Annotated in this window: 8 protein-coding genes and 1 pseudogene; 7 read left to right on the forward strand and 2 right to left on the reverse strand. The window is 47.7% G+C overall.

From position 1 onward, the window contains the following. Positions 1 to 123: 123 nt before the first annotated feature. From ilvD to H3S94_RS02890, 3 genes are all read left to right on the forward strand, one after another. On the forward strand, positions 124 to 1,962 hold the full coding sequence (gene ilvD, locus H3S94_RS02880) for a dihydroxy-acid dehydratase (protein WP_198240226.1): 1,839 nt from the start codon (positions 124 to 126) through the stop codon (positions 1,960 to 1,962). Positions 1,963 to 2,111: 149 nt separating this feature from the next. Further along, positions 2,112 to 3,665: an AMP-binding protein gene (locus tag H3S94_RS02885; RefSeq protein ID WP_198240227.1), complete on the forward strand. Its 1,554-nt coding sequence runs from the start codon at positions 2,112 to 2,114 to the stop codon at positions 3,663 to 3,665. A gap of 2 nt (positions 3,666 to 3,667) precedes the next feature. After that, positions 3,668 to 4,840 (forward strand): thiolase family protein, encoded by a 1,173-nt coding sequence (locus H3S94_RS02890; RefSeq protein ID WP_198240228.1) that lies wholly within the window; start codon positions 3,668 to 3,670, stop codon positions 4,838 to 4,840. Positions 4,841 to 5,145: 305 nt separating this feature from the next. Here H3S94_RS02890 and mutS read toward each other — a convergent pair whose 3' ends face one another. Next, a complete protein-coding gene (gene mutS, locus H3S94_RS02895; protein ID WP_198240229.1) occupies positions 5,146 to 7,857 on the reverse strand; it encodes a DNA mismatch repair protein MutS in 2,712 nt (903 codons plus the stop codon). Between the two features lie 301 nt (positions 7,858 to 8,158). Here mutS and H3S94_RS02900 point away from each other — a divergent pair. The 4 genes and pseudogenes from H3S94_RS02900 to pncB form a co-directional block, all read left to right on the forward strand. Next, positions 8,159 to 10,423 (forward strand): annotated as a pseudogene (locus tag H3S94_RS02900) (NADP-dependent malic enzyme); the annotation flags it as partial. Next, entirely contained in the window at positions 10,410 to 10,487 is a 78-nt protein-coding gene (locus tag H3S94_RS12075; RefSeq protein WP_369805704.1) for a hypothetical protein, read from the forward strand. The pseudogene H3S94_RS02900 and the gene H3S94_RS12075, both read left to right, overlap by 14 nt. Positions 10,488 to 10,786: 299 nt before the next feature. Then, on the forward strand, positions 10,787 to 19,381 hold the full coding sequence (locus tag H3S94_RS02905; RefSeq protein ID WP_198240231.1) for a GH36-type glycosyl hydrolase domain-containing protein: 8,595 nt from the start codon (positions 10,787 to 10,789) through the stop codon (positions 19,379 to 19,381). Positions 19,382 to 19,497: 116 nt separating this feature from the next. Then, on the forward strand, positions 19,498 to 20,802 hold the full coding sequence (gene pncB, locus H3S94_RS02910; protein WP_077990519.1) for a nicotinate phosphoribosyltransferase: 1,305 nt from the start codon (positions 19,498 to 19,500) through the stop codon (positions 20,800 to 20,802). A 1,160-nt stretch (positions 20,803 to 21,962) separates the two neighbouring features. On the opposite strand, the gene gyrB is transcribed toward pncB, so the two are convergent. Continuing rightward, a complete protein-coding gene (gene gyrB, locus H3S94_RS02915) occupies positions 21,963 to 24,392 on the reverse strand; it encodes a DNA topoisomerase (ATP-hydrolyzing) subunit B (RefSeq protein ID WP_077990516.1) in 2,430 nt (809 codons plus the stop codon). Positions 24,393 to 24,792 lie beyond the last annotated feature (400 nt).

A 24,792-nucleotide genomic window follows, 5' to 3' on the forward strand; every position in this document is an offset into this window, starting at 1 on the left:
TTTTTTTTAATTCTAATCTAATTGTGATTGAGCATTGGTGCAAAATGCGCTTAAAATCCTTGCGTTTATATGATCTGTGCGGCACAACCGTTGCTACATTGGAATTATTCAAGGAAATTCAAAATGCCTCCCTATCGCTCAAGAACTTCTACTCATGGCCGCAACATGGCCGGTGCCCGTGGCTTATGGCGTGCCACCGGAATGAAAGACGGAGATTTTGGTAAGCCGATTATTGCGATTGCCAATTCCTTTACACAATTTGTGCCCGGTCACGTACATCTTAAAGATTTGGGACAACTTGTGGCGCGCGAAGTGGAAAAAGCGGGCGGCGTTGCAAAAGAGTTCAATACAATTGCCGTCGATGACGGTATCGCAATGGGGCATGACGGTATGCTCTATTCCCTTCCCTCACGCGAGATCATTGCCGATTCGGTCGAATATATGGTCAATGCCCATTGTGCGGATGCTCTGGTCTGTATTTCCAATTGCGATAAAATTACACCGGGAATGCTGATGGCGGCTTTACGGCTCAATATTCCAACGGTTTTTGTTTCCGGCGGCCCGATGGAAGCTGGAAAAATCAAATGGAAAGGCAAAGAGCTTGCTGTCGACCTGATTGATGCCATGGTTGCAGCAGCCGACGACCATAACAGCGATTCCGAGATTGCCAATATGGAGCGGGCCGCTTGCCCGACATGCGGTTCATGTTCGGGCATGTTTACAGCAAATTCGATGAACTGCCTGACGGAAGCCCTTGGCCTATCGCTTCCCGGTAACGGTTCGATGCTCGCAACCCATGCCGACCGCAAACATCTTTTCGAGAAAGCCGGCCACCTTATTGTTGAACTGGCCAAGCGTTATTATGAACAGAATGACGACAGTGTTCTTCCCCGCTCGATTGCAACATTCAAATCTTTTGAAAATGCAATGACGCTTGATATTTCAATGGGCGGTTCAACCAATACGGTTCTTCATCTATTAGCCGCCGCGCAAGAAGGCGAAGTTGATTTTACAATGTCCGACATCGACCGGCTTTCACGCCACGTTCCGGTTATTTGTAAAGTTGCACCTGCCGTTGCCAATGTGCATATGGAAGATGTCCATCGTGCCGGTGGCGTTATGGCAATTCTAGGCGAACTTGATCATGCAGGTCTTATTCACAGCGAAGTTGCAACTGTTCATGAACCAACATTGAAGGATGCTTTGCGCAAATGGGATGTCAAACAGACAAATAATCCGGAAGTCCATGAATTTTATCGTGCTGCTCCGGGCGGCATTCCGACCCAAACACCATTCAGCCAGTCACGGCGTTATGAAACAGTCGACCTTGACCGCGAAAAAGGCGTCATTCGCGATGTCGACCATGCCTATTCAAAGGATGGCGGCCTTGCCGTTCTTTACGGCAACCTTGCCAAGGATGGGTGCATTGTCAAAACCGCCGGTGTTGACGACTCGATTTTGAAATTCAAAGGTCCTGCACGGATTTTTGAAAGTCAGGATTCGGCCGTGGTTGCTATTTTGAACGGCAAAATCAAACCGGGAGATATTGTGCTTATCCGTTATGAAGGTCCGCGCGGTGGCCCCGGAATGCAGGAAATGCTTTATCCGACAAGCTATCTGAAATCGAAAGGTTTGGGAAAAGCCTGTGCCCTCATCACCGATGGCCGTTTTTCCGGTGGTTCGTCGGGGCTTTCCATCGGCCATGTTTCACCGGAAGCTGCTGAAGGCGGCACAATCGGTCTTGTTAAAGAAGGCGATACAATCGAAATCGACATACCAAATCGCAAAATCCATCTTGATGTTGACGATGCTACACTGGCGAACCGTCGCAAGGAGATGGAACAGAAAGGCGACAAAGCCTGGAAGCCGGAAGAGGTTCGCAAACGCAAAGTCTCCAAAGCTTTACGCGCTTATGCAGCCATGACAACATCGGCAGCCAAAGGCGCTGTTCGCCAAATCTGATTTTAAAATTTTCTCTCCCGTTATGATTGGTAAATTGTAACGGGAGAGTTTTATAATCATTTTTAAAAATATATTGTCATTTTTTAATATACCGCGACTTTGAAACATGAAGTCGGCCTGAAATTATTTCCGAAACGTTAGGGGAACGAATGCCGGTTATTGATGTATTGGCAAAACATGCCAGTTTGACACCTGACAGAATTGCGATTTCGATCGCCGGAAATGAAATCACCTATAAAACTCTTTACCAACGAGCCGAAGCTTTCAGGCGCAATCTTTTTAAATTTAAAAAACGCCACCCCGATCATTTCGGTTTACCGGATGAAGGTCGGCTGGTGCTGCTCGCACTTCCAAACCATTTCCGCTTTGGTGAAATTTTTGTCGGCGGTTCGGCAAGCCCGCATTGCATTGCAGTTCTTTCTGTTGCCACGCCCCCAAACCAGATTGAAGAAATCATGCGTCGGCTTAATCCCGACATTGTCATTTGCGAGAACAAAGATTGCATCATTGCAGAAATTGCCCGCACCCTTGATTTGCCAGCACTTTATGTTGAAAAAGATACCGACACTCAATTAACTTATGACCGTTTTCTGGAAGGAACGAACCCCGATAAAAAGATAGACGATCTGCCGCTTAGGCCGTTTTTTATCGGTTTTACATCCGGCACAACAGGACTTCCAAAAGCTTTTATCAGAAACCGCCAAAGTTGGCGAAACTCGCTCGTGACCGGACGAGAGTTCTTCGGCCTCGACAAATTACATAAAGCGGTTGCTCCCGGTCCCATGGCGCATGGCGTGAGCCTTTATGCGCTCATTGAAACGCTAGATAGCGGCCAGACATTTGAAAGTGTCCGAAAATTCGACGTGGATGAAGTATTGAAGCTTCTGAAGACCGCCGATCGTTTTGTCGGCGTGCCAACCATGCTCAACGAATTGAGACAACGGGCGGGTGAGAAACAGTTGGTTTTTAAAGAAATGAAGCAACTTGTTACCGGAGCTTCAAAATTCGATCGTCAGCATTATATCGACGCCCGCGCGCTTTTTCCGAATGCGGAAATTTTACAATATTATGGTGCATCGGAATTAAGTTTTGTTGCAGTCAACAAAATGACACCCCGAACGCTTTCACATGAAACCTCCATGTCACCGGTGGGAAAACCGTTTCCCGGTGTCAAAGTCACAATTCGGGATGAAAATTTGTTACCACTCGCGCCGGATAAAATCGGTACTATTTTTGTCGAAAGCGATTTGATCTCGGATGGATATTTATGGGGTGACAATGGCAAATCATTTGTCCGTAACCAATATGGCGCTACTGTTGGCGACCTCGGCATGATGGACAAAAATGGCGAACTTTATGTGATGGGGCGTGCCGGCGGTATGATTATATCGGGCGGCAACAATATTTATCTTGCCGAAATAGAAACGGCATTGAAAACCATCCCGAATGTCGGTGAAGCAATTGCTTTCGGCATTGCCGATGACGTTTATGGAGACCGTCTTGTCAGTGTTGTTTCATTCAAAGATGCCCCGTTAACCGCAGATGAATTGCGCGAGTTTTGCCGCCCGTTAATGGAAAAATTCAAAATTCCGAAAGATTTCTATTTAATCAATCATTGGCCAATGACGTGGAGCGGAAAAATTGCGCGTGTGATAGTCAAAAGAATGGTTGAAGAGGGTGCCCCCGAAGTCACAAGGCTTTAAAAATGGAAGAGAGTAGAACACCTGTTATTATAGCGGCAGCGAGAACACCTATAGCGCGTGCAAATGGTGCGCTTTCATCTGTTGACGTGGAATATCTTCTAAGCCCGCTCATTCAGGCACTCGTCGAACGCACAAAGATCGAAAAAACCGGAATTGACGATGTTATGATCGGCAATGCTGCGGGCGGCGGGGGTAATCTCGCACGCCTTGCCGCTTTGACTGCCGGACTGCCGGTCGAAATTCCGGGTGTAACGCTTGACCGGCAATGCGGCTCAGGACTTGAAGCTGTTGTTATGGCATGCAGACTTGTTGAAGCGGGTGCGGGTGAAATTTATCTCGCCGGTGGTGCAGAGAGCGTATCAACTGCGCCGTGGCGCATAAAACGCCCGAAAACGCCGCGCGAATTGCCGCAATTTTTTTCCCGTGCCCGTTTTTCGCCGGATAGAATCGGTGACCCCGATATGGGAAACATGGCTGAAAATATTGCCCGACATTTTTGCATATCGAGAGAAAGGCAAGACCATTTCGCGCTTCAAAGCCATCAACGAGCTTTGAAAGCTCAAGCTGACCATCGTTTTGACGATGAAATCATACCCCTTCAAACTGCAAAAGGTCTATTTTCCGCTGACGATTGCCCAAGATCGGGTTTGACCGTGGAAACTTTGGCTCATTTGCGACCGGTTTTTGAACAAAATGGAACAGTCACTGCCGGAAATTCCTGCCCTTTGAATGACGGGGCAGCTCTGGTTCTGGTGACATCTCTCGAAAAAGCCAAACAATTGGGCATTCAATACGGAATTATTTTTATTGATAGTGCTGTAAGCGGTGTTGACCCCAATCTTGCCGGTATGGGACCAGTTCCCTCGACAAAAAAATTGTTACAAAGAATGAAGCTCGACAATTGTTCGGATTTCAAAGTCATCGAATTCAATGAAGCCTTTGCCGCACAAGTGCTTGCCGCCATTGACGAGTTGGATATATCGGCGGAACAAATCAACCGTGAAGGTGGCGCAATCGCCCTTGGACATCCTTTCGGCGCGTCGGGCACTTTTCTGACGATACGGCTTTTTTCCCAAATGAAAAATCTGGATGACGATGCGCTCGGCCTTGCGACAATGGGAATTGGTGGCGGGATGGGAATAAGTGCAGCTTTCAAGCCATATCACAAAGACTAAACTTCAATTCTCTTGAGCGGAAGCAAAATTGTAATAGTTCTTGCGAAAACCGGCTTGTTTAAAATACCGGCCTTCTTTTTTTGTCAGTAGAGGCGCGAATAATACAAAACCAATGCGATCAATAACAGCATTGGTCAATGTGAATTGAGAACTCCCGAATGGTTATTCGATATAATTCCCGTTTAACATCATCCCGTTCTTATTAAACAAAGACAAGCCTTGCCCGCTCTTCAAGTGCTTTAAAAAACACGCATTCCCGCCAATCGATTTTTTCAATCGAGAGCGTCAAGTCTTCAACCTTGCCTTTAATTTTCAGCCAAAGAAAGCTGTTTCAAACGATAGAGTTCTTCCAAGGCTTGCTTAGGGGAAAGCTCATCCGGATTGATTGCCTTCAAGGCTTCTTCGATTTTTGAAGTTTGACGGCTGTTTTCTGCTTCGCGCGCCAAAGCAACGGAAAAAAGTGGAAGATCATCTATCAATTTTGTGGCTTTACCGGCGACTTCGCCTTTTTCCAACTGATGGAGAACATCTTTCGCCCGCGACAAAACGGCCGCCGGAAGGCCTGCAAGTTTTGCCACCTGCACCCCATAGGAACGGTCTGCCGCGCCATTTCCCACCTCGTGCAGAAAAACAACATCGCCATTCCATTCTTTGACTTTCATCGTCACATTGTGAAGCCGATCAAGTTTTTCGGTGAGTGCTGTCATTTCATGAAAATGGGTCGCAAAAATTGCACGACAATGATTGACCTCATGAAGATATTCAATGGCTGCCCAGGCAATAGAAAGCCCGTCAAATGTCGAGGTTCCGCGGCCGATTTCATCAAGAATAACCAATGAACGCTCGCCTGCCTGATTGAGGATTGTTGCTGTTTCCACCATTTCAACCATAAAGGTTGACCTTCCATGGGCAAGATCATCGGCTGCACCAACGCGGCTGAAAAGCCTGTCGACAACACCGATATGGGCAGAACCGGCAGGAACGAACGACCCCATTTGCGCCATAATGGCAATCAGGGCATTTTGACGCAAAAATGTTGATTTACCGCCCATATTGGGGCCGGTCAGTAGCCAAATGGCACCATATTTCGCACCATTTTTAGGAGAAAGATCACAATTATTGGCAACAAACGGTTCTTTGGCCTGCTTTCTCAATGCCTGTTCAACCACCGGATGGCGCCCCGCTACAATCTCGAAATCAAGCGACTGGTCGACAAGCGGGCGACAATAGCCCTGTTCTTCCGCAAGACTAGCATTGGAGGCAGAAACATCAAAAACAGCAAGTGCCATAGCAGCTTGCCGGATGAAATCGGCTTGATCTGCAATTTCTTCAACCAGCTTGTCAAACAATTCAAGCTCGATTGTCAAAGCGCGATCGGCTGCATTGGCAATGCGGCTTTCAAGATCGGCAAGTTCTGTTGTGGTAAAACGCATGGCATTCGCCATTGTCTGGCGATGGATAAACCGGCTTTTTGCTTCATCCGTTTCCGTCAATGCCGGTGCCTGAAGCGCGGTGACTTCGATATAATAACCAAGAATATTGTTATGGCGGATTTTAAGTGCTTTAACGCCCGTTTCTTCCGCATAACGGCTTTGCAATTCGGCAATGAAGCGGCGTGATTCGTCCCTTAGGGTTCTCAGTTCATCAAGTTCCTGATTATAATTTTCGCGAACAAACCCCCCGTCCCGTTTCAACAAGGGCAGATCATCGGCGAGAATGCGATCAAGGTGGCTGTGCAAATCAACGGGTAATTTTTCAAGGATTGCAAAAGCATCGCCCAATTCTTGCGGCAGAAGTTGACCCGCAAACAGGTTTTTCACATCGCAAATAACAGCAAAGCCACGCTGGATTGCAGCCATATCACGCGGGCCGCCGCGACCAAGAACAAGGCGTGAAAGTGCCCGTGGCATATCCGGTGCGCTTTTCAAAATAGCCTGCAAGCCTTCGGCAAGCCGCATATCATTGAGAAAATAGGCAACCGAATCAAGCCTCTCGTTGATTGCAACCGGTGCAATCAACGGTGCCATCAGGCGTTCGCTCAAAAGTCTTGCACCGCCGCCCGTCACTGTCCGGTCAATCGCTTTCATCAAACTGCCATCGCGCTGGCCTGAAAGTGTTCGTGTCAATTCCAGATTGTTGCGGGTTGCCGGATCAATAAACAAAGAGGCATTTTCGTCTTCCCTTTGAGGACGCATGAGGGGCGGGCGTTCATTGATTTGTGTTTTTTCAACATAGCCGATGGCCGCAGAAATTGCCGAAAGTTCTGCACGATCATAGTGTCCCAGCCCTTCCAACGTTGCCAGTTTGAAATAGTCGCAAATATTGCGTTCGGCCATATTGCTATCAAAAAGGCTTGCCGCTTGTGGTGTAACGATACGACCTAGAATGTTGAATAAAGGCTTTAGTGCCTCGTCATGGAAAACACTATCGGCAACGATCAGCTCTTGCGGGTCGATGCGCATAATATCGGCAAGCAACCGGTCGGCATGGGCACGGCTTACTTTGAAAATTCCGGTTGAAATATCAATCCATGCAATCGCAAATTCCTGATCTTTTCCCGACTTGATGCGTGAAAGCGCCATAAGATAATTGGCTCGCGCCGGATCAAGCAGTTTATCTTCTGTCAGAGTTCCCGGTGTGACAAGGCGAATAACATTGCGTCGCACAACCGATTTGCCACCCCGTTTTCTGGCTTCAGCGGGGTCTTCCATCTGCTCGCAAACAGCCACGCGATAACCGCAGGCAATAAGTTTTTGCAAATAATCATCAGCGGCGTGAACCGGAACGCCGCACATTGGTATATCTTCCCCCAGATGTTTGCCACGTTTGGTAAGAGCAATACCCAATGCCTTGGAAGCTTCGATTGCGTCGTCAAAAAAAAGCTCGTAAAAATCGCCCATGCGATAAAACAGCAAATAATCGCTATTTGCCGCTTTTATTTCGATATATTGTTCCATCATCGGCGTGATACGCTCTTGCGAGCTATTCTGCTTTTCTCCGGTTGCGCCTTCTGTCATACTTTTTCTACCCTTGCCTTTTGGCTCGCCACCAAACAGCCTTTCATTTTATGTTCTATGAGGTTCCATAAGCTACATTCAATTTGAACGCCGTACCATTCAAAATCCAGTTTCATACAGAACTCTTTCCGACCAATGCAATTTTACAATTTATTGCCGAAAACACCCGAACAATATATTTGGAAACGAGAAAAAAACTTGGACTATTGTTTAAAGATAATCCATAATTTTGAATTATTATCGCATTTAGACCGGCTTGAATGCAGCGATCATATTCGCTACACCAGAAAATGATAGAAAAATGAGCAAAAAAAATCAAGAAAACACAGATAAAACAAAAACTTACAGTTCTTTAGAACAGGAAGCACTGGATTTTCACAGTCGCGGACGCCCCGGAAAACTGGAAATTGTCCCGACAAAACCGATGTCAACACAGCATGATTTGGCTTTGGCTTATTCGCCCGGCGTGGCCGTTCCGGTAAAAGCAATCGCAAAAGATCCCGCTTTAGCCTTTGATTACACAGATAAAGGCAATCTTGTTGCTGTTATTTCAAACGGTACAGCCATTTTAGGCCTCGGACATCTTGGTGCTCTTGCCTCCAAACCTGTGATGGAAGGCAAGGCCGTATTGTTCAAACGCTTTGCCGATGTTGATTCGATTGATCTGGAAGTTGATACCACCGATGTGGATGCTTTTATCAATGCGGTTCGCTATCTGGGGCCTTCCTTCGGCGGCATCAACCTTGAAGACATCAAAGCTCCCGACTGTTTTATCATTGAAAGCCGATTGAAAGAATTGATGAACATTCCGGTTTTTCATGACGATCAACATGGAACCGCCATTATTGCTACAGCCGGTCTTATCAATGCGCTTTATCTTACCGGACGTGATATGAAGCACACACGCCTTGTGTGCAACGGTGCCGGTTCTGCCGGAATTGCCTGCATTGAACTCATAAAAGCCATGGGTTTCAAGTCGGAAAATGTCATATTGTGCGACACCAAAGGCGTCGTTTATGAAGGCCGTCAGGAAAATATGAACCAGTGGAAGGCTGCCCATGCCGTCAAGACCGACAAACGCACGCTTGCGGAAGCACTTGAGGGGGCAGATGTTTTCTTCGGCGTTTCGGCCAAAGGGGTTTTGTCACCTGAAATGGTCAAATCCATGGCACCAAAGCCGATCATCTTTGCTATGGCCAATCCCGACCCTGAAATTACACCGGAAGAAGTTGCCAAAGTACGCGACGATGCCATTATGGCAACAGGGCGTTCGGATTACCCTAACCAGATAAACAATGTTTTATGCTTCCCTTATATTTTCCGTGGCGCACTTGATGTGCGTGCCAGCACGATCAATGAGGCAATGACAATTGCTGCGGCCAAAGCCATAGCCCAGCTTGCCCGCGAAGAAGTACCCGATGATGTGGCGGATGCCTATCGCGGCAGCAGACTTAAATTCGGGCCGCAATATATTATTCCGGTACCGTTTGACTCGCGCTTATTGTCGGCTATTCCGACTGCTGTTGCAAAAGCCGCAATGGAAAGCGGCGTTGCCGGCAAGCCGATTGCCGATCTTGAAGCCTATGCGCGGGATTTGGCTGCGCGGCGTGACCCGATAGCCGCAACAATGCGCGGCGTTTACAACCGTGTACGCCAGAATCCGAAACGGATTGTCTTTGCCGAAGGTGAAGAAGAACAGGTCATGCGTGCAGCCGTTTCTTACGTCAATCAAAAGCTCGGTAGTGCCATTCTGGTTGGACATGAAGATGTTATCGAGAAAAGAGCGAAGGCAGCCGGTATCGACCTTAACAGATCCGGAATAAAAATTGCCAATGCCCGCCTGTCCGATCGGAAAGATGCTTATGCAGATTACCTCTATAGCAAAATGCAACGAAAAGGTTGGTTGTTGAGAGATTGCCACCGTTATATCAATAATGATCGCAACCATTTTGCTGCTTGCATGTTGGCATTGGGCGACGCCGATGCGATGATTACCGGCGTAACACGTAATTATGAAACCGGACTTGCAGATGTCCGCCGCGTTATCGACGTAAAGGCAGATGAACGGGTTGTCGGTGTTTCAATGGCTATTTGCCGCGGTCGCACCGTTTTTATTGCCGACACGGCTATTTCCGAACACCCGAATCCGGAAGAATTGGCCGATATTGCCGAACAAGCGGCAAATTTTGCCCATGATATGAGTTATAAGCCACGCGTTGCACTTCTGGCATATTCTACTTTCGGTCACATGAAGGGTGAAGGTGCCCAACGTATTCAGGAAGCGGTCAAATTGCTTCGCGAGCGCAATGTCGATTTCGAGTTTGACGGTGAAATGAGTGCCGACGTTGCACTTAACGCCAAAATGATGCAGCAATATCCATTCATGGGCTTGAGCGAACCGGCCAATGTTCTGGTTATGCCGGGCTATCATTCGGCCTCGATTGCCAGTAAAATGTTGCAAGAACTTGGGGGCGCAACACTGATCGGGCCAATTCTTTTAGGACTCGAAAAATCGGCCCAGATTGTGCCACTGGGGGCGCGCGATTCCGACATTGTCACAATGGCAGCTCTGGCTGCCTATAATTCGACAAAATAGACCCATCCGGATTTTAAAGCCCCGTTTTCTCTAACGGGGCTTTAGTTGATTGCTTTATAAATAAATTCTTGAACTTTATAGCTGTTTAACGAATATGTCGGGGAACTGTTTTATTAAATAAATGCCCTGATTTGCTGAATTTTTCCCCTTATAGCAGCGCTATTTAATGCAATTTTTAACACTATGTCCTATTTTTATCGACGTGTAATATAAAGTGTTTGGCGTTTACCAAAAAAATCGAAATTCGAGTTTAATAAAAAAGATATAGTTTATCTTTTAAAAAACAGGCTAAATTCTGTCGCGTGAGCTTTTTAAAGGCAAGGATCAAATAATATGGCGGAAACTGCATCATCAATTAAATGGCTTCTTTCTCAACAAACGGAAATACGCTACCTTCCTGATACAGCTTTTCCAATCCGCTCGACCTTCAAATCGGAAGACGAGTTGCAGCAACTTGCGCATGAAATGGCCGAAGGTAAAAAAATTGTTTTGCCGGAATATACGCCATTCGATTTCAGAGAACGGCTCACCGAGAATTCCAAGCTCATTTTGCATACCTTCCGCTCGACCGATGCTGCCGCTCGCAATAACGAGACCATCACTCCGGCTGCCCAATGGCTGCTCGATAACCATTATACGATTGATAAAACCATCCAGCAGGCGCGGCGTGACTTTCCGCGTGCATTTGTCAAACAGCTTCCCCCTTATAAAGGCGAAAATGAACTGCCGAGAATTTTCGCTCTAGCCTGGCTTTATGTTGCGCATACCGACAGCAGTTTTTCGCTTAAAACTTTAACGGCTATGGTCAACGGCTACCAACAGGTTGCCGATTTCCAGATTGGCGAATTATGGGCTTTGCCTTCGGCTGTCCGTATGGTTCTCATCGAAAACGCGCGCCGGCTTTCCATGCGCATCGAAAAAGCCCGCCGGATGCGGCGATTTGCAAACCAGGCCGCTGACCAAATGGCTCTGGCTGAAAATGACAATGCACTTCAAAGCATTTTTTCAACTTACGAGGCACTTGTTGCCGACCCGACTTTCGCTGCCCATCTTCTCTATCGTTTGCGTGGCGCTTCTGTTGATTCAACAACAGCCTTGAACTGGCTTGAAGAGCAGTTACATCGTCATGGCAGCGACCCTGAATCGGCAACTGCCGAAGAACATTCGCGCCAATCAACCGGCGGTGTGACAATGGGCAATATCATTCGTGGCCTGAAAGCCATTGATGACGTTGATTGGACATATTGGTTTGAAACGGTCAGCCATGTCGATTTTCTGTTGCGCGAAAACAGCGATTTCGGCGAAATCGATTTTCCATCACGCAATACCTATCGCGTCATCATCGAAAAAATTGCCCGCCGCTCGCCGTTAACCGAACTGGAAGTGACAAAAAAAGCAATCGATATGGTCGAGGATGCAAAAAAAGACGGTGTCGCGACCGGAGCATCGGTTGCCTGGTATCTTGTGGGACCTGGACGAGAAGCTTTTGAACAGGCTTGCAATTATGATTGCCCGTTCTCGACGCGTTTCATGCGTGCCTTCCGCGCTATGAAAATTTTCAGCATTGCGGTTCCGGTTTCTGTCCTGACCATTCTCATTCTCATTGCAGTTTATGCATTGCTGCGGGAAACCGGTTTGAGCCATGCTTTGTCGCTAACTTTCACAGCACTGGCACTTTTCCCGACAATGGATACTGCTTTTGCGCTCTTCAATACTCTGGTTGCCTGGACTGTCGAACCGCGGCGACTGATCGGTTATGAATATAAGGACGGTATTCCTGAGGAAGCCAAAACACTTGTCGTCGTTCCGACAATGATAACCTCACGCGATTCTATTGACGAGCAGATAAGAAATCTCGAAGTTCACTATCTCTCGAACCCGCAAGGAGCCATTTATTTTGCCTTGGTGACTGACTGGGCCGACTCGAAAAAGGAAGAAACGGCAGACGATCGCGATCTCCTCGAATATGCGCAAAAAGGTATTGCCGATCTCAACCGTTATTATCGCGGTGACGGGCAGCCGTTATTTTTCATTTTACATCGCCACCGTTTGTTCAATCCTAGTGAAGATTGCTATATGGGCTGGGAGCGCAAACGCGGCAAGCTGCACGAGTTGAATCTGCTTTTGCGCGGCGATCGTGACACAAGTTTCTTCCCGACAGACCCACGTCTGCCAATGGATTGCCGGTTTGTCATGACACTTGATTCCGACACCAAGCTCACCCCCGAAGCGGTCACCCGCCTTGTCGGCAAACTCAATCATCCGTTAAACCGCCCCGTTATCGATCCCAAAACACATACGGTTAAAAGCGGCTATGGCATTCTTCAGCCGCGTGTGACACCCTCGCTTACCACCGGTGATGATGCTTCATTCCTGCAGCGTGTTTTTTCGGTCAATCGCGGCATTGACCCTTATGTTTTTGCCGTCTCCGATACCTATCAGGACCTTTTGGGCGAAGGAACCTATACCGGCAAAGGCCTTTATGACATTGATGCGTTTGAAATAGCGCTTGCCGACAAAGTGCGTGAAAATAGTGTGTTGAGCCACGACCTTCTTGAAGGCGGTTACGCACGTGTCGGCTTTGTGAGCGATGTCGAAGTGGTTGAAGATTATCCGACGGCTTATAATGTCGATGTTGCCCGTCATCATCGCTGGATCCGTGGCGACTGGCAATTGCTGCCCTATCTTTTCACCCGTCACAATATCAACCTTATTACCCGCTGGAAAATGCAGGATAATTTGCGGCGTTCTCTGACACCGCTCATGTGGATTATTGCCTCGCTTTTCGGTTGGTGCATATTGCCGCTTCATACGGCTGTGTTCTGGCAATTATTTCTGCTTTTGGGCATGTTTATTGCCCCCACACTTGGTGTTCTACGCAATATTATGCCGACAAGCATGGATAATTCCTTGCGCGGCCACTTCCAGTCGGTGTTGACGAATATTGCGACAAGCACGGCAGATGTAGCACTGCGCACGACCTTCCTTGCCTATTCGGCATTCTATATGGTTGATGCAATTATTCGCACGCTCTATCGCATGTTTGTTTCACATAAACATCTGCTTGAATGGAAAACGTCGGCAGCAACGCGTTCTTCACCCAACACGCTTTCCTATTATGTCACCACCATGTGGCCGGCTTCGTTAATTGGCATCGTTTCCATTGCGTTACCTGCCGCACTTCATAATTCGGCAGTTTTTGTGGCTCTTCCTTTTGGCCTTGCCTGGTTTTTTTCACCGCTCATTGCGTGGATTGTGAGCCGTTCGGCAGCCTTTCAGGACTCACTTGAAATCCGGCCATCCGACAAAAATGAATTGCGCCGTATTGCGCGCCGCACCTGGCATTATTATGAAACATTCGCCAATGCCGATAACCACTTTCTTCCTCCCGACAATTATCAGGAAGATCCCGTACCGGTTCTGGCACGCAGAACCTCTCCAACCAATATCGGCGTTTATCTGCTATCAACAGTCGCAGCACGTGATTTCGGCTGGGTCAGTTTTGATGATGCCATCCAGCGTATTGAACGCACACTCGATACAATGGATAAGATGGAAAGATTCCGCGGCCACTTTTTCAACTGGTATGAAACAGATACATTGCGGCCATTGGTACCAAGTTATGTTTCGACCGTTGATTCAGGCAATCTTGCCGGCCATCTTGTAACACTGGCCGCCGCCTTGAGAGAATGGGGTGAAGCACCATCGGTATTCTTACAAGGTGATCTTGCAGGCCTTCTTGATGTCAATGACATTTTGCAGGAAACATTAAACCTCATCCCCGATGACCGTCGCATTCTGCGCCCGCTTCGCAGAAGAATTGAAGAACGCATCGCCAATTTCCGGAGAGCCGTCCGCTCGATTATGGATGAACCGGAAACGGCAACATTCCGCACGGCAAATCTGACAACTGCGGCAAATGACATAGGGCGTCTTACGAGCGAGCTTGACGGCGAAATCGGCAGCGATGAATCACGTCATGCTGTTTCGTGGGCCGAATGCCTGATCGAGACCTGCGAAGCCCATACCCATGATGCCACAGCCGATCATGACACAGAAGCTCTCCGGAAAACTTTGAATGATCTTTCGGCGAAAGCCCGCCAGTTTGCTTTCGATATGAAGTTCGATTTCCTCGAACGTCAGGAACGGCGGTTGATGTCAATCGGCTATCGTGTTCAGGAAAACGAGCTTGACGAAAGTTGCTATGATCTGCTTGCTTCGGAAGCCCGTCTTTCGAGCCTGTTTGCCATTGCCAAAGGCGATGTCAAGGTCGAGCATTGGTTCCGTCTCGGTCGTATGCTGGTTCCGGTCGGCTGGAAAGGTGCTCTGCTTTCCTGGTCGGGTTCGATGTTTGAATATTTAATGCCACCGCTTGTCATGCGTGAGCCTTTGGGGTCACTCCTTGACCAGACAAACCGGCTTGTTGTTCGTAGACAAATCCAATATGCCAATGAACGCGGATTGCCATGGGGTATTTCGGAAGCAGCCTTTAATGCCCGTGACCAACAGATGAACTACCAATATTCCAACTTTGGTGTTCCCAGTCTCGGCCTTCAACGCGGGCTTTCGCGCAATGCTGTTATTGCGCCTTATGCAAGCATTCTGGCATCCCAATATATGCCAACCGAAGCAGTTGCCAATCTTGCACGCTTGCGCAAACTCGGTGCGCTTGGGGAATACGGTTTTCATGACTCGGTCGATTTCACACCGGCGCGTGTGCGTGAAGGCGAAAAATACGCCGTCGTCAAGAATTATTATGCGCACCACCACGGCATGTCTATTCTTGCAATTGACAATGTCATTTTCGACGGTCGCATGCGGGATCGTTTTCATAGCGATCCGGTGATCGAAGCAGCACAGCTTCTGTTGCAGGAAAAAGCACCCCGCGAAATTCCAATGGTTCATGCAAAAACGGCAAATCCGATGCGCAGCGATGCCGGCGGTTTTGAAGATGCACCGGTTCGCGTTATCAAAACTCCGCTCACCAAACCACGTTCGACAGTGCTTTTGTCAAATGGGAACTATTCGGTGATGTTGACCGGTAAAGGTTCGGGCTATAGCCGCTGGAACAATATTGCTGTTACCCGTTTCATGCCCGATGCAGCCGAAGACCAGCAAGGCACTTTCATCTTTTTGCGTGACCCTGCTTCCGGCCGCTGGTGGTCGGCAACGGGTGAACCAACGCGCGTTGCCGATGAAGAAGCTTCAACCGTTTTCACCGATGAAAAGGCCGAATATACAAAAACCGTCGATGGTATAAAATCGACCGTGGAATGTATTGTTGCATCCGAAGGTGATGGTGAAGGTCGACGTATCGAACTTATCAACACCACCTCGAAAGACCGCATCCTTGAAATTACTTCCTATGCCGAGCTGGTATTGACAACACCCGAAACGGATGCGGCGCATACTATCTTTTCACGCATGTTTGTGGAAACAGAAATTGCCGATCAGGGCGGAACAATTTATGCCAAACGGCGCAAACGCGACCCGAAAGATCCGGAAGTCCATGTGGCCCATTTTGTCACCGATACATCCGGTGCCATTCGTGATGCAGAAGCAGAAACCGACCGGCGCGTCTTTATCGGTCGCGGTCGTTCTATCCGCCGTCCGGCCGCTTTCGACCGTGGTGCGACATTGACCGGCACAGAGGGATGTGTGCTTGATCCTGTCGCAGCAATAAGATGTCGTGTGCGGGTTCCGGCACGCAAAAAGGCGGCTTTGATATTCTGGACATTTGCGGCAAATTCAAAAGAAAAGCTCGCCTCACAAGTTGAATATTACCGTCAACCGAATGTCTTCGAGCGCGAGTTTTCGCTCGCCTGGACCCGTTCGCAAGTGTCGCTTTATCAGCTTGGTATCAAGCCGAAAGAATCGGTCGTTTACCAGAAATACGCGACCTCGCTTATCTATCCCGATCGCACTTGGCGTTTGCCTTCGGAGGCGCTCGCTGAAAATCTTGGCAAACAATCGGATTTATGGCCGATGTCAATATCGGGCGACTTTCCGATCTTCCTTCTCAGACTTGATAATGAAGCCGATCTGGAAGTCTTGCGCGGGCTTTTGAAAGCGCATGAATATTGGCGGATGCGCGGACTGACTGTCGATGTTGTCATTTTGAACGAACGGGCTTTTTCTTATGCGCAAGATACCCAACGCGCGATCGAATGGATGTGCGAAGGTTATCGCAACCGCACCGCTGAAGCAGACGGACGCCAACATATTTTCACCATCCGTCGTGACCAGATGAACGAGCAGAGTTTTAAAACTTTGCTTGCAAGCGCCCGTATTGTTTTGCAAGCCCAAAACGGTTCCTTGTCCGAACAAATGCAGCGCATGGAAAATATTGATTCCGACCTTTCCCACCGCAACAAGGAGGACGAGGCTGCCCAATCTACCAAGACGCATACCAATGGAAAAGCAGCGCAACGCAAAAGCGGCAAACACGAAGAGATCGTTATGCCACTTGAACAAGGCCAATTTACATCTATCGGTATCATTGGCGACCAGCATAAATCCTGCCCGCTTCCTGATGGCAAAGACCTTGCTTATTGGAATGGCTATGGCGGTTTCGACAAGGATAATAGCTACGTCATTCGTCTTTCGGGAAGAAATGCAACGCCAAATCCATGGATTAACGTTATTTCAAACGAACATTTCGGTTTCCACGTTTCGGCAGAAGGGTCGAGCTTTACCTGGTCGGGCAATAGCCGCGATTACCAATTGACACCGTGGGCGAACGATCCTGTTGTCAATCGTCCGGGTGAGGCTCTCTATATCGTTGACCGCCACTCGTTAAAACGTTTCTCGCCGGTATCGGTTGTTGAATGTGATGACACGGCACTTTACGAAGCGCGCCACGGCCTTGGCTATTCGACATTCACGTCGAAACACGGAGCGATAAGTCTGGAATTGACCCATACCGTCGATAACAAACGCCCGATCAGGCTTTCGCGTCTTGTTATCAAAAACGATGACAAGAGTTCAAGAAGTCTGAGACTTTACGATTATGTCGAATGGGTATTGGGCACAGTCAGGGCAAAAGCTGCTCCCTTCATCATTCCCGATTATGACAAAAAACGCGGTGCGCTTTTTGTTCGCAATCCTTATCATACGGAAAAGTCCGAAGAAGTCAGCTTCATTGCGGCTAACAGCACACCTTCGAGTTACACAGCCGACAGAACGGAGTTCATCGGCTCGATCGGTACTGTCAAACATCCGCAAGCAATCCGTCAGGGAGAGGCGCTTTCCAACACGGTTGAAGCCGGACGTGATCCGTGCTCCGCACTTGCTTTTGATATTGAATTGAAAGCCGGTGAAAAGAAAGAGATCATCTTCTATCTCGGTAATGCACGGAATAGAGTTGAAGCCGAAAAATTGCTTGATAGCATACGCAAAGAGACTTTCACCTCTGTTCTTGAAAAAGAGAAAAAACAATGGACGGATTTTGTTTCCGGCCTTCAGGTCAAAACAAATGACCGTTCATTCGATCTCATGGTCAACAACTGGCTTCCCTATCAAACCTATGCCTGCCGCATCATGGCGCGCGCTGCATTCTATCAGGCAAGCGGGGCGTTCGGTTTCCGCGACCAGTTGCAGGATACTTTGTCACTCTTGCTGCTCAAGCCGGAACTCGCCCGCGAACAGATCATCAATGCCGCATCACGCCAGTTTCCGGAAGGCGATGTACAACATTGGTGGCTGCCCGATAGCGGCGCCGGTGTCAGAACATTGATTTCCGATGACGTGGCATGGCTCGGTTATGGTACTGCGCTTTATGTCAATAGCACGGGCGATCATGCGTTTCTTGATACAGACATTGCTTTTATTGATGGCGACAAGCTCAAGGAAGGTCAGCATGACAGCTATTTCCAGCCAGCCGTTTCGCCAAAAACCGCAACACTTTACGAGCATTGCGCACTCGCCCTTGACCTTGCAGTCAAACGTACCGGCGAACACGGCTTGCCGTTAATGCTGGGCGGTGACTGGAATGACGGAATGAATCTTGTCGGCATAGAAGGGAAAGGCGAAAGTGTCTGGCTCGGCTGGTTCCTTGGCACGGCTTTACAAGCTTTCATTCCGATTGCCGAAGAACGCAAGGATGAAAAGCGCGTCAAGACATGGACGCATCACCTCGAAACACTGACCAAAGCACTTGAAACCAGCGGGTGGGATGGAAAATGGTATCGTCGTGGTTATTTCGATAATGGAGAACCTTTGGGTTCACACACCAATGATGAATGCCAGATTGATACAATTGCCCAATCATGGAGTGTTATTTCCGGCATGGGAACGGAAGAACACCAAAAACAAGCCATGCAATCCATGCTTGACCAATTGCTGGACGAGAAAGGTCAACTTATACGCCTGTTCTGGCCACCATTCGACAAGACCGAGCTTGAACCCGGATATATCAAGGGCTATCCGGCGGGTATTCGCGAAAATGGCGGTCAATATACCCATGGCGCAATCTGGAGCATTCTGGCACTTGCCAAACTTGAGGAGAACGATAAGGCTTATCAGGTCTTTTCGATGATTAACCCGATTTCGCACGGGAAAAATCCTCATGTCTATCGTGTCGAACCTTATGTGATTTCTGCCGATATATACTCTGTCGAGCCACGGCGCGGTCAGGGCGGATGGACCTGGTATACGGGTTCGGCCGGCTGGTTCTATCGTGCGGCGACAGAAACTATTCTCGGCATTAACCGCAAGGGTTCCAAACTTTATCTCGAACCATGTCTGCCAAAAGATTGGCCGGGTTACGAAGCGACTGTCAAATTTGATAATGCAACCTATGTTATCAAGGTTAATCGCGGTAAAACGCCCGCTTTGACCGTTGATGAGAAGACGGTCGATAAACCTGAAAACGGCATCGGTCTGAAAAAGACAGGACATCATGAAATCAATCTGACGATCGATAAATGACTTCAAGGAGTCTAAAGACTCCTTGAAGCACCTCGCGAAGGCTTTACTTTCCTTTGTTCTTTTATCAAGGTAACCTTTTCTTGTAAGGTAGAGTCAACAAACAGATTGAAAGTGTTATGGCGCAAACCGATATTGCAGAACGTGTATATAATCACACATGGAAGCTTGATCCTATTATAAGATCGCTGCTTGATACCGATTTCTATAAGTTCCTGATGTTACAGATGATTTGGGGACTTTATTCGGATGTCGATGTGACTTTTTCACTGATTAACCGGACAAAAACGGTTCGGCTGGCAGATGAAATTGATGAATCGGAATTACGGGCACAGCTCGATCATGCCCGTACTTTGAAATTCACCAAAAAGGAAATGATTTGGCTTGCCGGTAATACATTTTATGGCCGCAAGCAAATTTTTACACCGGATTTTCTCCATTGGCTTCAGGGTTTCCAATTGCCTGATTACGAGCTGACACGTAAAGACGGGCAATATATTTTGAATTTCGAGGGGCCGTGGACACACACCACAATGTGGGAAATACCTGCACTCTCGATTATCAATGAATTGCGTTCGCGCGCGGCAATGCGCAATCTCGGACGGTTCGCACTCGATATTCTCTATGCGCGCGCAAAAGCGAAAATGTGGAGCAAGGTCGAGCGGCTTAAAAAATATCCGGATATTCGTATTTCCGATTTCGGTACACGCCGGCGCCATTCGTTTTTGTGGCAACGCTGGTGTGTCGAGGCTTTAAAAGAGGGAATCGGGAATTCATTTACCGGTACTTCCAATGTTCTTCTTGCCATGAACAACGATTTGGAAGCAATCGGCACCAATGCACATGAACTGCCGATGGTTGTTGCGGCCCTTGCCAATAATGACGAGGAATTGCGCACAGCTCCTTACCGGATTATGCAGGATTGGAACCGTTATTATGGCGGTAATCTTCTGGTTGCACTGCCTGACGCTTTCGGTACGGCGGCATTTTTACGCAATGCACCTCAATGGGTGGCAGACTGGACAGGCTTCCGTCCGGATAGTGCACCGCCGATCGAAGGGGGCGAACGCATTATCAAGTGGTGGAAAGACCACGGCAAGGACCCGCGTGAAAAACTTATTGTTTTTTCCGATGCATTGGATGTCGATACAATCGAGGAAACCTACAAGCATTTTCAAGGGCGTGTTCGCATGAGCTTCGGTTGGGGAACAAATCTGACCAATGATTTTGTCGGTTGTGCTCCCAAAGACATCAAAGAACTTGATGCAATTTCACTTGTTTGCAAGGTTACCCATGCCAATGGCAGACCGGCCGTGAAACTTTCGGATAACCCTGAAAAAGCTATTGGCGAGCCAAGTGAAATTCGCCGGTACTTGCAATTTTTCGGCAATGAAGAGCGCGTGGCAAAGCCGGTAAGGGTGTAAGAGCATTCCGTTTCCGGTTTAGCCTGTTCTCAGGATTTACCTCTATGTTTCATTGGCGGCCAATAACTTTCAGATAAAGCTTTATTGGCCGCCAATAATTTTCAGTTTAGAGTTAATCACACCGTTATCAGTGCATTTGATGGGCTTCGTGTTTTTACTAGCGCGAATTTCAAACCGCTTGCCTGCCGCAACTTTTATCTGTTATTGGTAATTGTCTTGGCGGGAACCGGCCTTTCATTTGCCGTTTCGACTAAAACAATTTGAAAAATCCCGATATAATAATGTTCCGGACATCTCATAGCTTATCGGGGTGAACAGTTTTCGTTCGCCAATATTTTGTCGTAAAAGTCCATTTAACCTCTTTTATCCTATAGCCTGTTTTATTACGTCGATTTTGTTTCTCTCTGCTATAGGCTGTCAATTTTCCTATTGTTGGCATCAATATCGCTGAAAACACATTATCTTTGCCCCAAGGGAAACGAAATTCGGAAAAACCGCAATTGTTTTCAAGATTTGATATGCCTTTCCTGAAGGTTCATTTCCATCCTGATTCAAAAAATGCCAATTTTTATCATGGTTGGATTTATCCGGTTTCGCCGAACCGACTTCCGGCGGGACTCCGGATAGAATGGTGTTGTTCATCCGGAAAAACCGGAATTTTATTATTGAAAACCGGCAGCATTATCCATCTTTGCCATTTTTGCCTGGAAGCGACAGGGGTAAACAGAAGGGCGAAAAGCTCATCGGGATATAAATTCGCATTCGCATATAATTGAAATCGACAGGCTATAAATTCAAAATGTCATAGTCGGACTTGTGCAAAATAGTGCAAGACAATTGCACTATGTTTATTAACCCGTCACAGAAACACCTGACATCTTAAATCTTGAATTGGCGACTGATTGTTAGAACACATCCCGTCACGCGCGGAAAAATCTGTCTTAAAAAAATCGGCTTTGTTAAACAAATTTCGGGAGATTAAAAGCCTGAGAAAAACCGGCCTTTAAACAAGGCCGGTCTGTTCAAATAAAGCGGGAAGGATAAAAGAGCCGTGCCGGATTTAAAGAACACAGATTTAAAGAACACGGCTTTAACGAACACAGCTTCTGCGCCGGATGTTTTCCGCAAACATTTGTATCATCCGGCACAATGAAATTCCGTCAAACGTCGAGATTCGAGACGTTAAGCGCGTTTTCCTGAATGAATTCACGGCGGGGTTCCACTTCATCGCCCATCAATTTGGCAAAAACCGCGTCTGCATCCTGTGCATCGCCAATTTTGACCTGCAACAGTGAACGGGCATTGGGATCAAGTGTTGTTTCCCAAAGTTGCTCGGCATTCATCTCGCCCAGACCTTTATAACGCTGCATCGTCAGCCCCTTTTTGCCATTGGCAAAAATGGTATCAAGAAGAGCAATCGGGCCAGAAATCGTTTCCGTTGTATCTTTACGACGAAAAACCGGAAGTTTTCCATAAATTTCATCAAGATGATGGGACATATTGTCGATCCGCTTGGCATCGGTCGAAGCAATCAATCCCATATCAAGAACGACAACATCTTTTACACCGCGTAAAACCCGCTCGAAACGGAGACCACCGTCGTCATTCACATGGCCGGTCCAACCGCGTTCCATATCTTCGGCAATCATATCAAGGCGAGCGGCTACACGATCAGCCGTTTCCTGCGCTTTTTCCTTTGTCGACAGAGCTTCCGGATTGAGCGCACCGGCAATTGCGGCCTGCTCGACAACGGTACGATTATATCTGGTATTTAAACCATGAAGCATATTTCTTATCACACGTGCATCTTCAACCAATTGGTGCAAATCCGCACCGGCGCGCATTTCACCATTGGCAAGTTCAAGCACACTGCCTTCAAGCCCTGCTTCGATCAACGATTCCTCAAACGCCGTTTCGTTCTTGATATATTGGGAAGATTTGCCACGCGTTACTTTGTAAAGCGGTGGCTGGGCAATATAGACATAACCGCGTTCAATCAATTCCGGCATTTGACGGAAAAAGAAAGTCAGTAACAGAGTACGAATATGCGCTCCATCAACATCCGCATCGGTCATGATAATGATTTTGTGATAACGCAATTTATCGGGATTGAATTCGTCCTTGCCGATTGAAGTGCCAAGTGCGGTAATCAACGTACCGATCATATCCGAAGACAACATCCGGTCAAAACGGGCGCGTTCAACATTCAAAATCTTGCCGCGTAAAGGCAAAATAGCCTGATTTTGGCGCGCTCTTCCGCTTTTGGCCGAACCACCGGCGGAATCACCTTCCACGATAAAAATCTCCGACTTTGCCGGATCGCGTTCCTGACAATCGGCGAGTTTACCCGGAAGTGACGAAATATCCAGAGCACCTTTACGGCGGGTCAATTCACGTGCTTTACGTGCAGCTTCACGTGCAGCGGCTGCTTCTACAACTTTGCCGATCAGAATTTTTGCTTCAGCGGGATGTTCTTCAAGCCAGTTGGAAAGCCCTTCATTAACAAGATTTTCAACCACCGGCCGCACTTCGGACGAAACAAGTTTGTCCTTGGTTTGTGATGAAAATTTCGGATCTGGCACTTTTACCGACAAAATTGCCGTTAAACCCTCACGACAATCATCCCCTGTCAAAGTGACTTTTTCTTTTTTGGCAATGCCGGATGTTTCCGCATAACCGTTGACCTGACGTGTCAATGCACCACGGAAACCTGCGAGATGCGTGCCGCCATCGCGTTGAGGTATGTTATTGGTAAAGCACAAAACTTTTTCATGGTAGGAATCATTCCACCACATTGCCACTTCGACATTCATGCCGTCTTTTTCGCCGTTAATATAGATAGGTTCGGCAATGAGCGGCTTTTTTGACTGGTCGATATATTTGACAAATTCGACAAGCCCGCCTTCATAATGCAATGTCTCTTCACGCACATCGGCATGTCTGCGATCTGTCAAACGGATGCGCACACCCGAATTCAGAAAAGCGAGTTCACGAAGACGCCGCTCCAATGTATCAAAATCGAACTCGACCATCGTAAAGGTTTCGGTACTTGGAAGAAATGTAACTTCAGTACCGGTTTCATCACCGCATTCGCCAACAACCTTAAGCGGCGCATCTGCTTCACCATGGGTGAAGCTCATTTCGTGGATTTTACCTTTACGTTTGATACGTAATTTCAACCAGACCGACAGCGCGTTGACAACCGAAACGCCAACCCCGTGAAGACCACCGGAAACTTTATAAGAATTCTGGTCGAACTTACCGCCGGCATGAAGCTGAGTCATGATGACTTCTGCGGCCGACACCCCTTCTGTCGGGTGAATTTCTGTCGGAATGCCGCGTCCATTATCAGTGACAGTGCAGGAGCCGTCGGCATTCAGTGTGACTGTGATAAGGGTTGCATAACCGGCCAGCGCTTCATCAATCGCATTGTCGACGACCTCATAGACCATATGGTGCAAACCTGAACCGTCATCGGTATCACCAATATACATACCCGGACGTTTGCGCACGGCATCAAGGCCTTTAAGAACCTTAATGGATTCGGCATCATAATCGCCTTCGTGATGCTGCGTTGTTTGGTCACTCATAAGTCAGTCCATTTCTGCTTTAAAAACATCGTGTTAAACCGCCTTACGAATCAAGACGGACAAGCTCGTTATTTATACGCCATGAGCCCTTATTTACCAAGTTTTTTCAGTATCTTTCCCGTGGATAGTGACCGTTGAAACCCTTTACCAAAGCGGTTTTTAAAGCCCGTTCGGCAGTATCCCGAAATATGAACGTTTTTGAAAAAATGAAAAATTAACCGGTTATCCAACTTCAAAAACTGAACAAACGACTTGTTCACTCTCCAAATTATGCCACTCTACGTAAAACGATATGAATGTCACAATCGAAATTAAACAAAATCATCCCTTTGACCTGCTACTGCGCGTTTATACGCGCAGCCCATTTGTTGAAACGGGGTGAACCCGTTTCAATATTTTC

It is taken from the genome of Bartonella sp. B10834G3 (genome assembly GCF_016102505.1).
In the GTDB taxonomy this organism is placed as follows: Bacteria; Pseudomonadota; Alphaproteobacteria; order Rhizobiales; family Rhizobiaceae; genus Bartonella; species Bartonella choladocola.

Bases quoted from the DNA above. Each gene is read 5' to 3' on its own strand.
- gyrB (WP_077990516.1), bottom strand. From the start codon at position 24,392: ATGAGTGACCAAACAACGCAGCATCACGAAGGCGATTATGATGCCGAA.
- H3S94_RS02905 (WP_198240231.1), top strand. From the start codon at position 10,787: ATGGCGGAAACTGCATCATCAATTAAATGGCTTCTTTCTCAACAAACG.
- mutS (WP_198240229.1), bottom strand. From the start codon at position 7,857: ATGACAGAAGGCGCAACCGGAGAAAAGCAGAATAGCTCGCAAGAGCGT.
- ilvD (WP_198240226.1), top strand. From the start codon at position 124: ATGCCTCCCTATCGCTCAAGAACTTCTACTCATGGCCGCAACATGGCC.
- H3S94_RS02885 (WP_198240227.1), top strand. From the start codon at position 2,112: ATGCCGGTTATTGATGTATTGGCAAAACATGCCAGTTTGACACCTGAC.
- pncB (WP_077990519.1), top strand. From the start codon at position 19,498: ATGGCGCAAACCGATATTGCAGAACGTGTATATAATCACACATGGAAG.
- H3S94_RS02890 (WP_198240228.1), top strand. From the start codon at position 3,668: ATGGAAGAGAGTAGAACACCTGTTATTATAGCGGCAGCGAGAACACCT.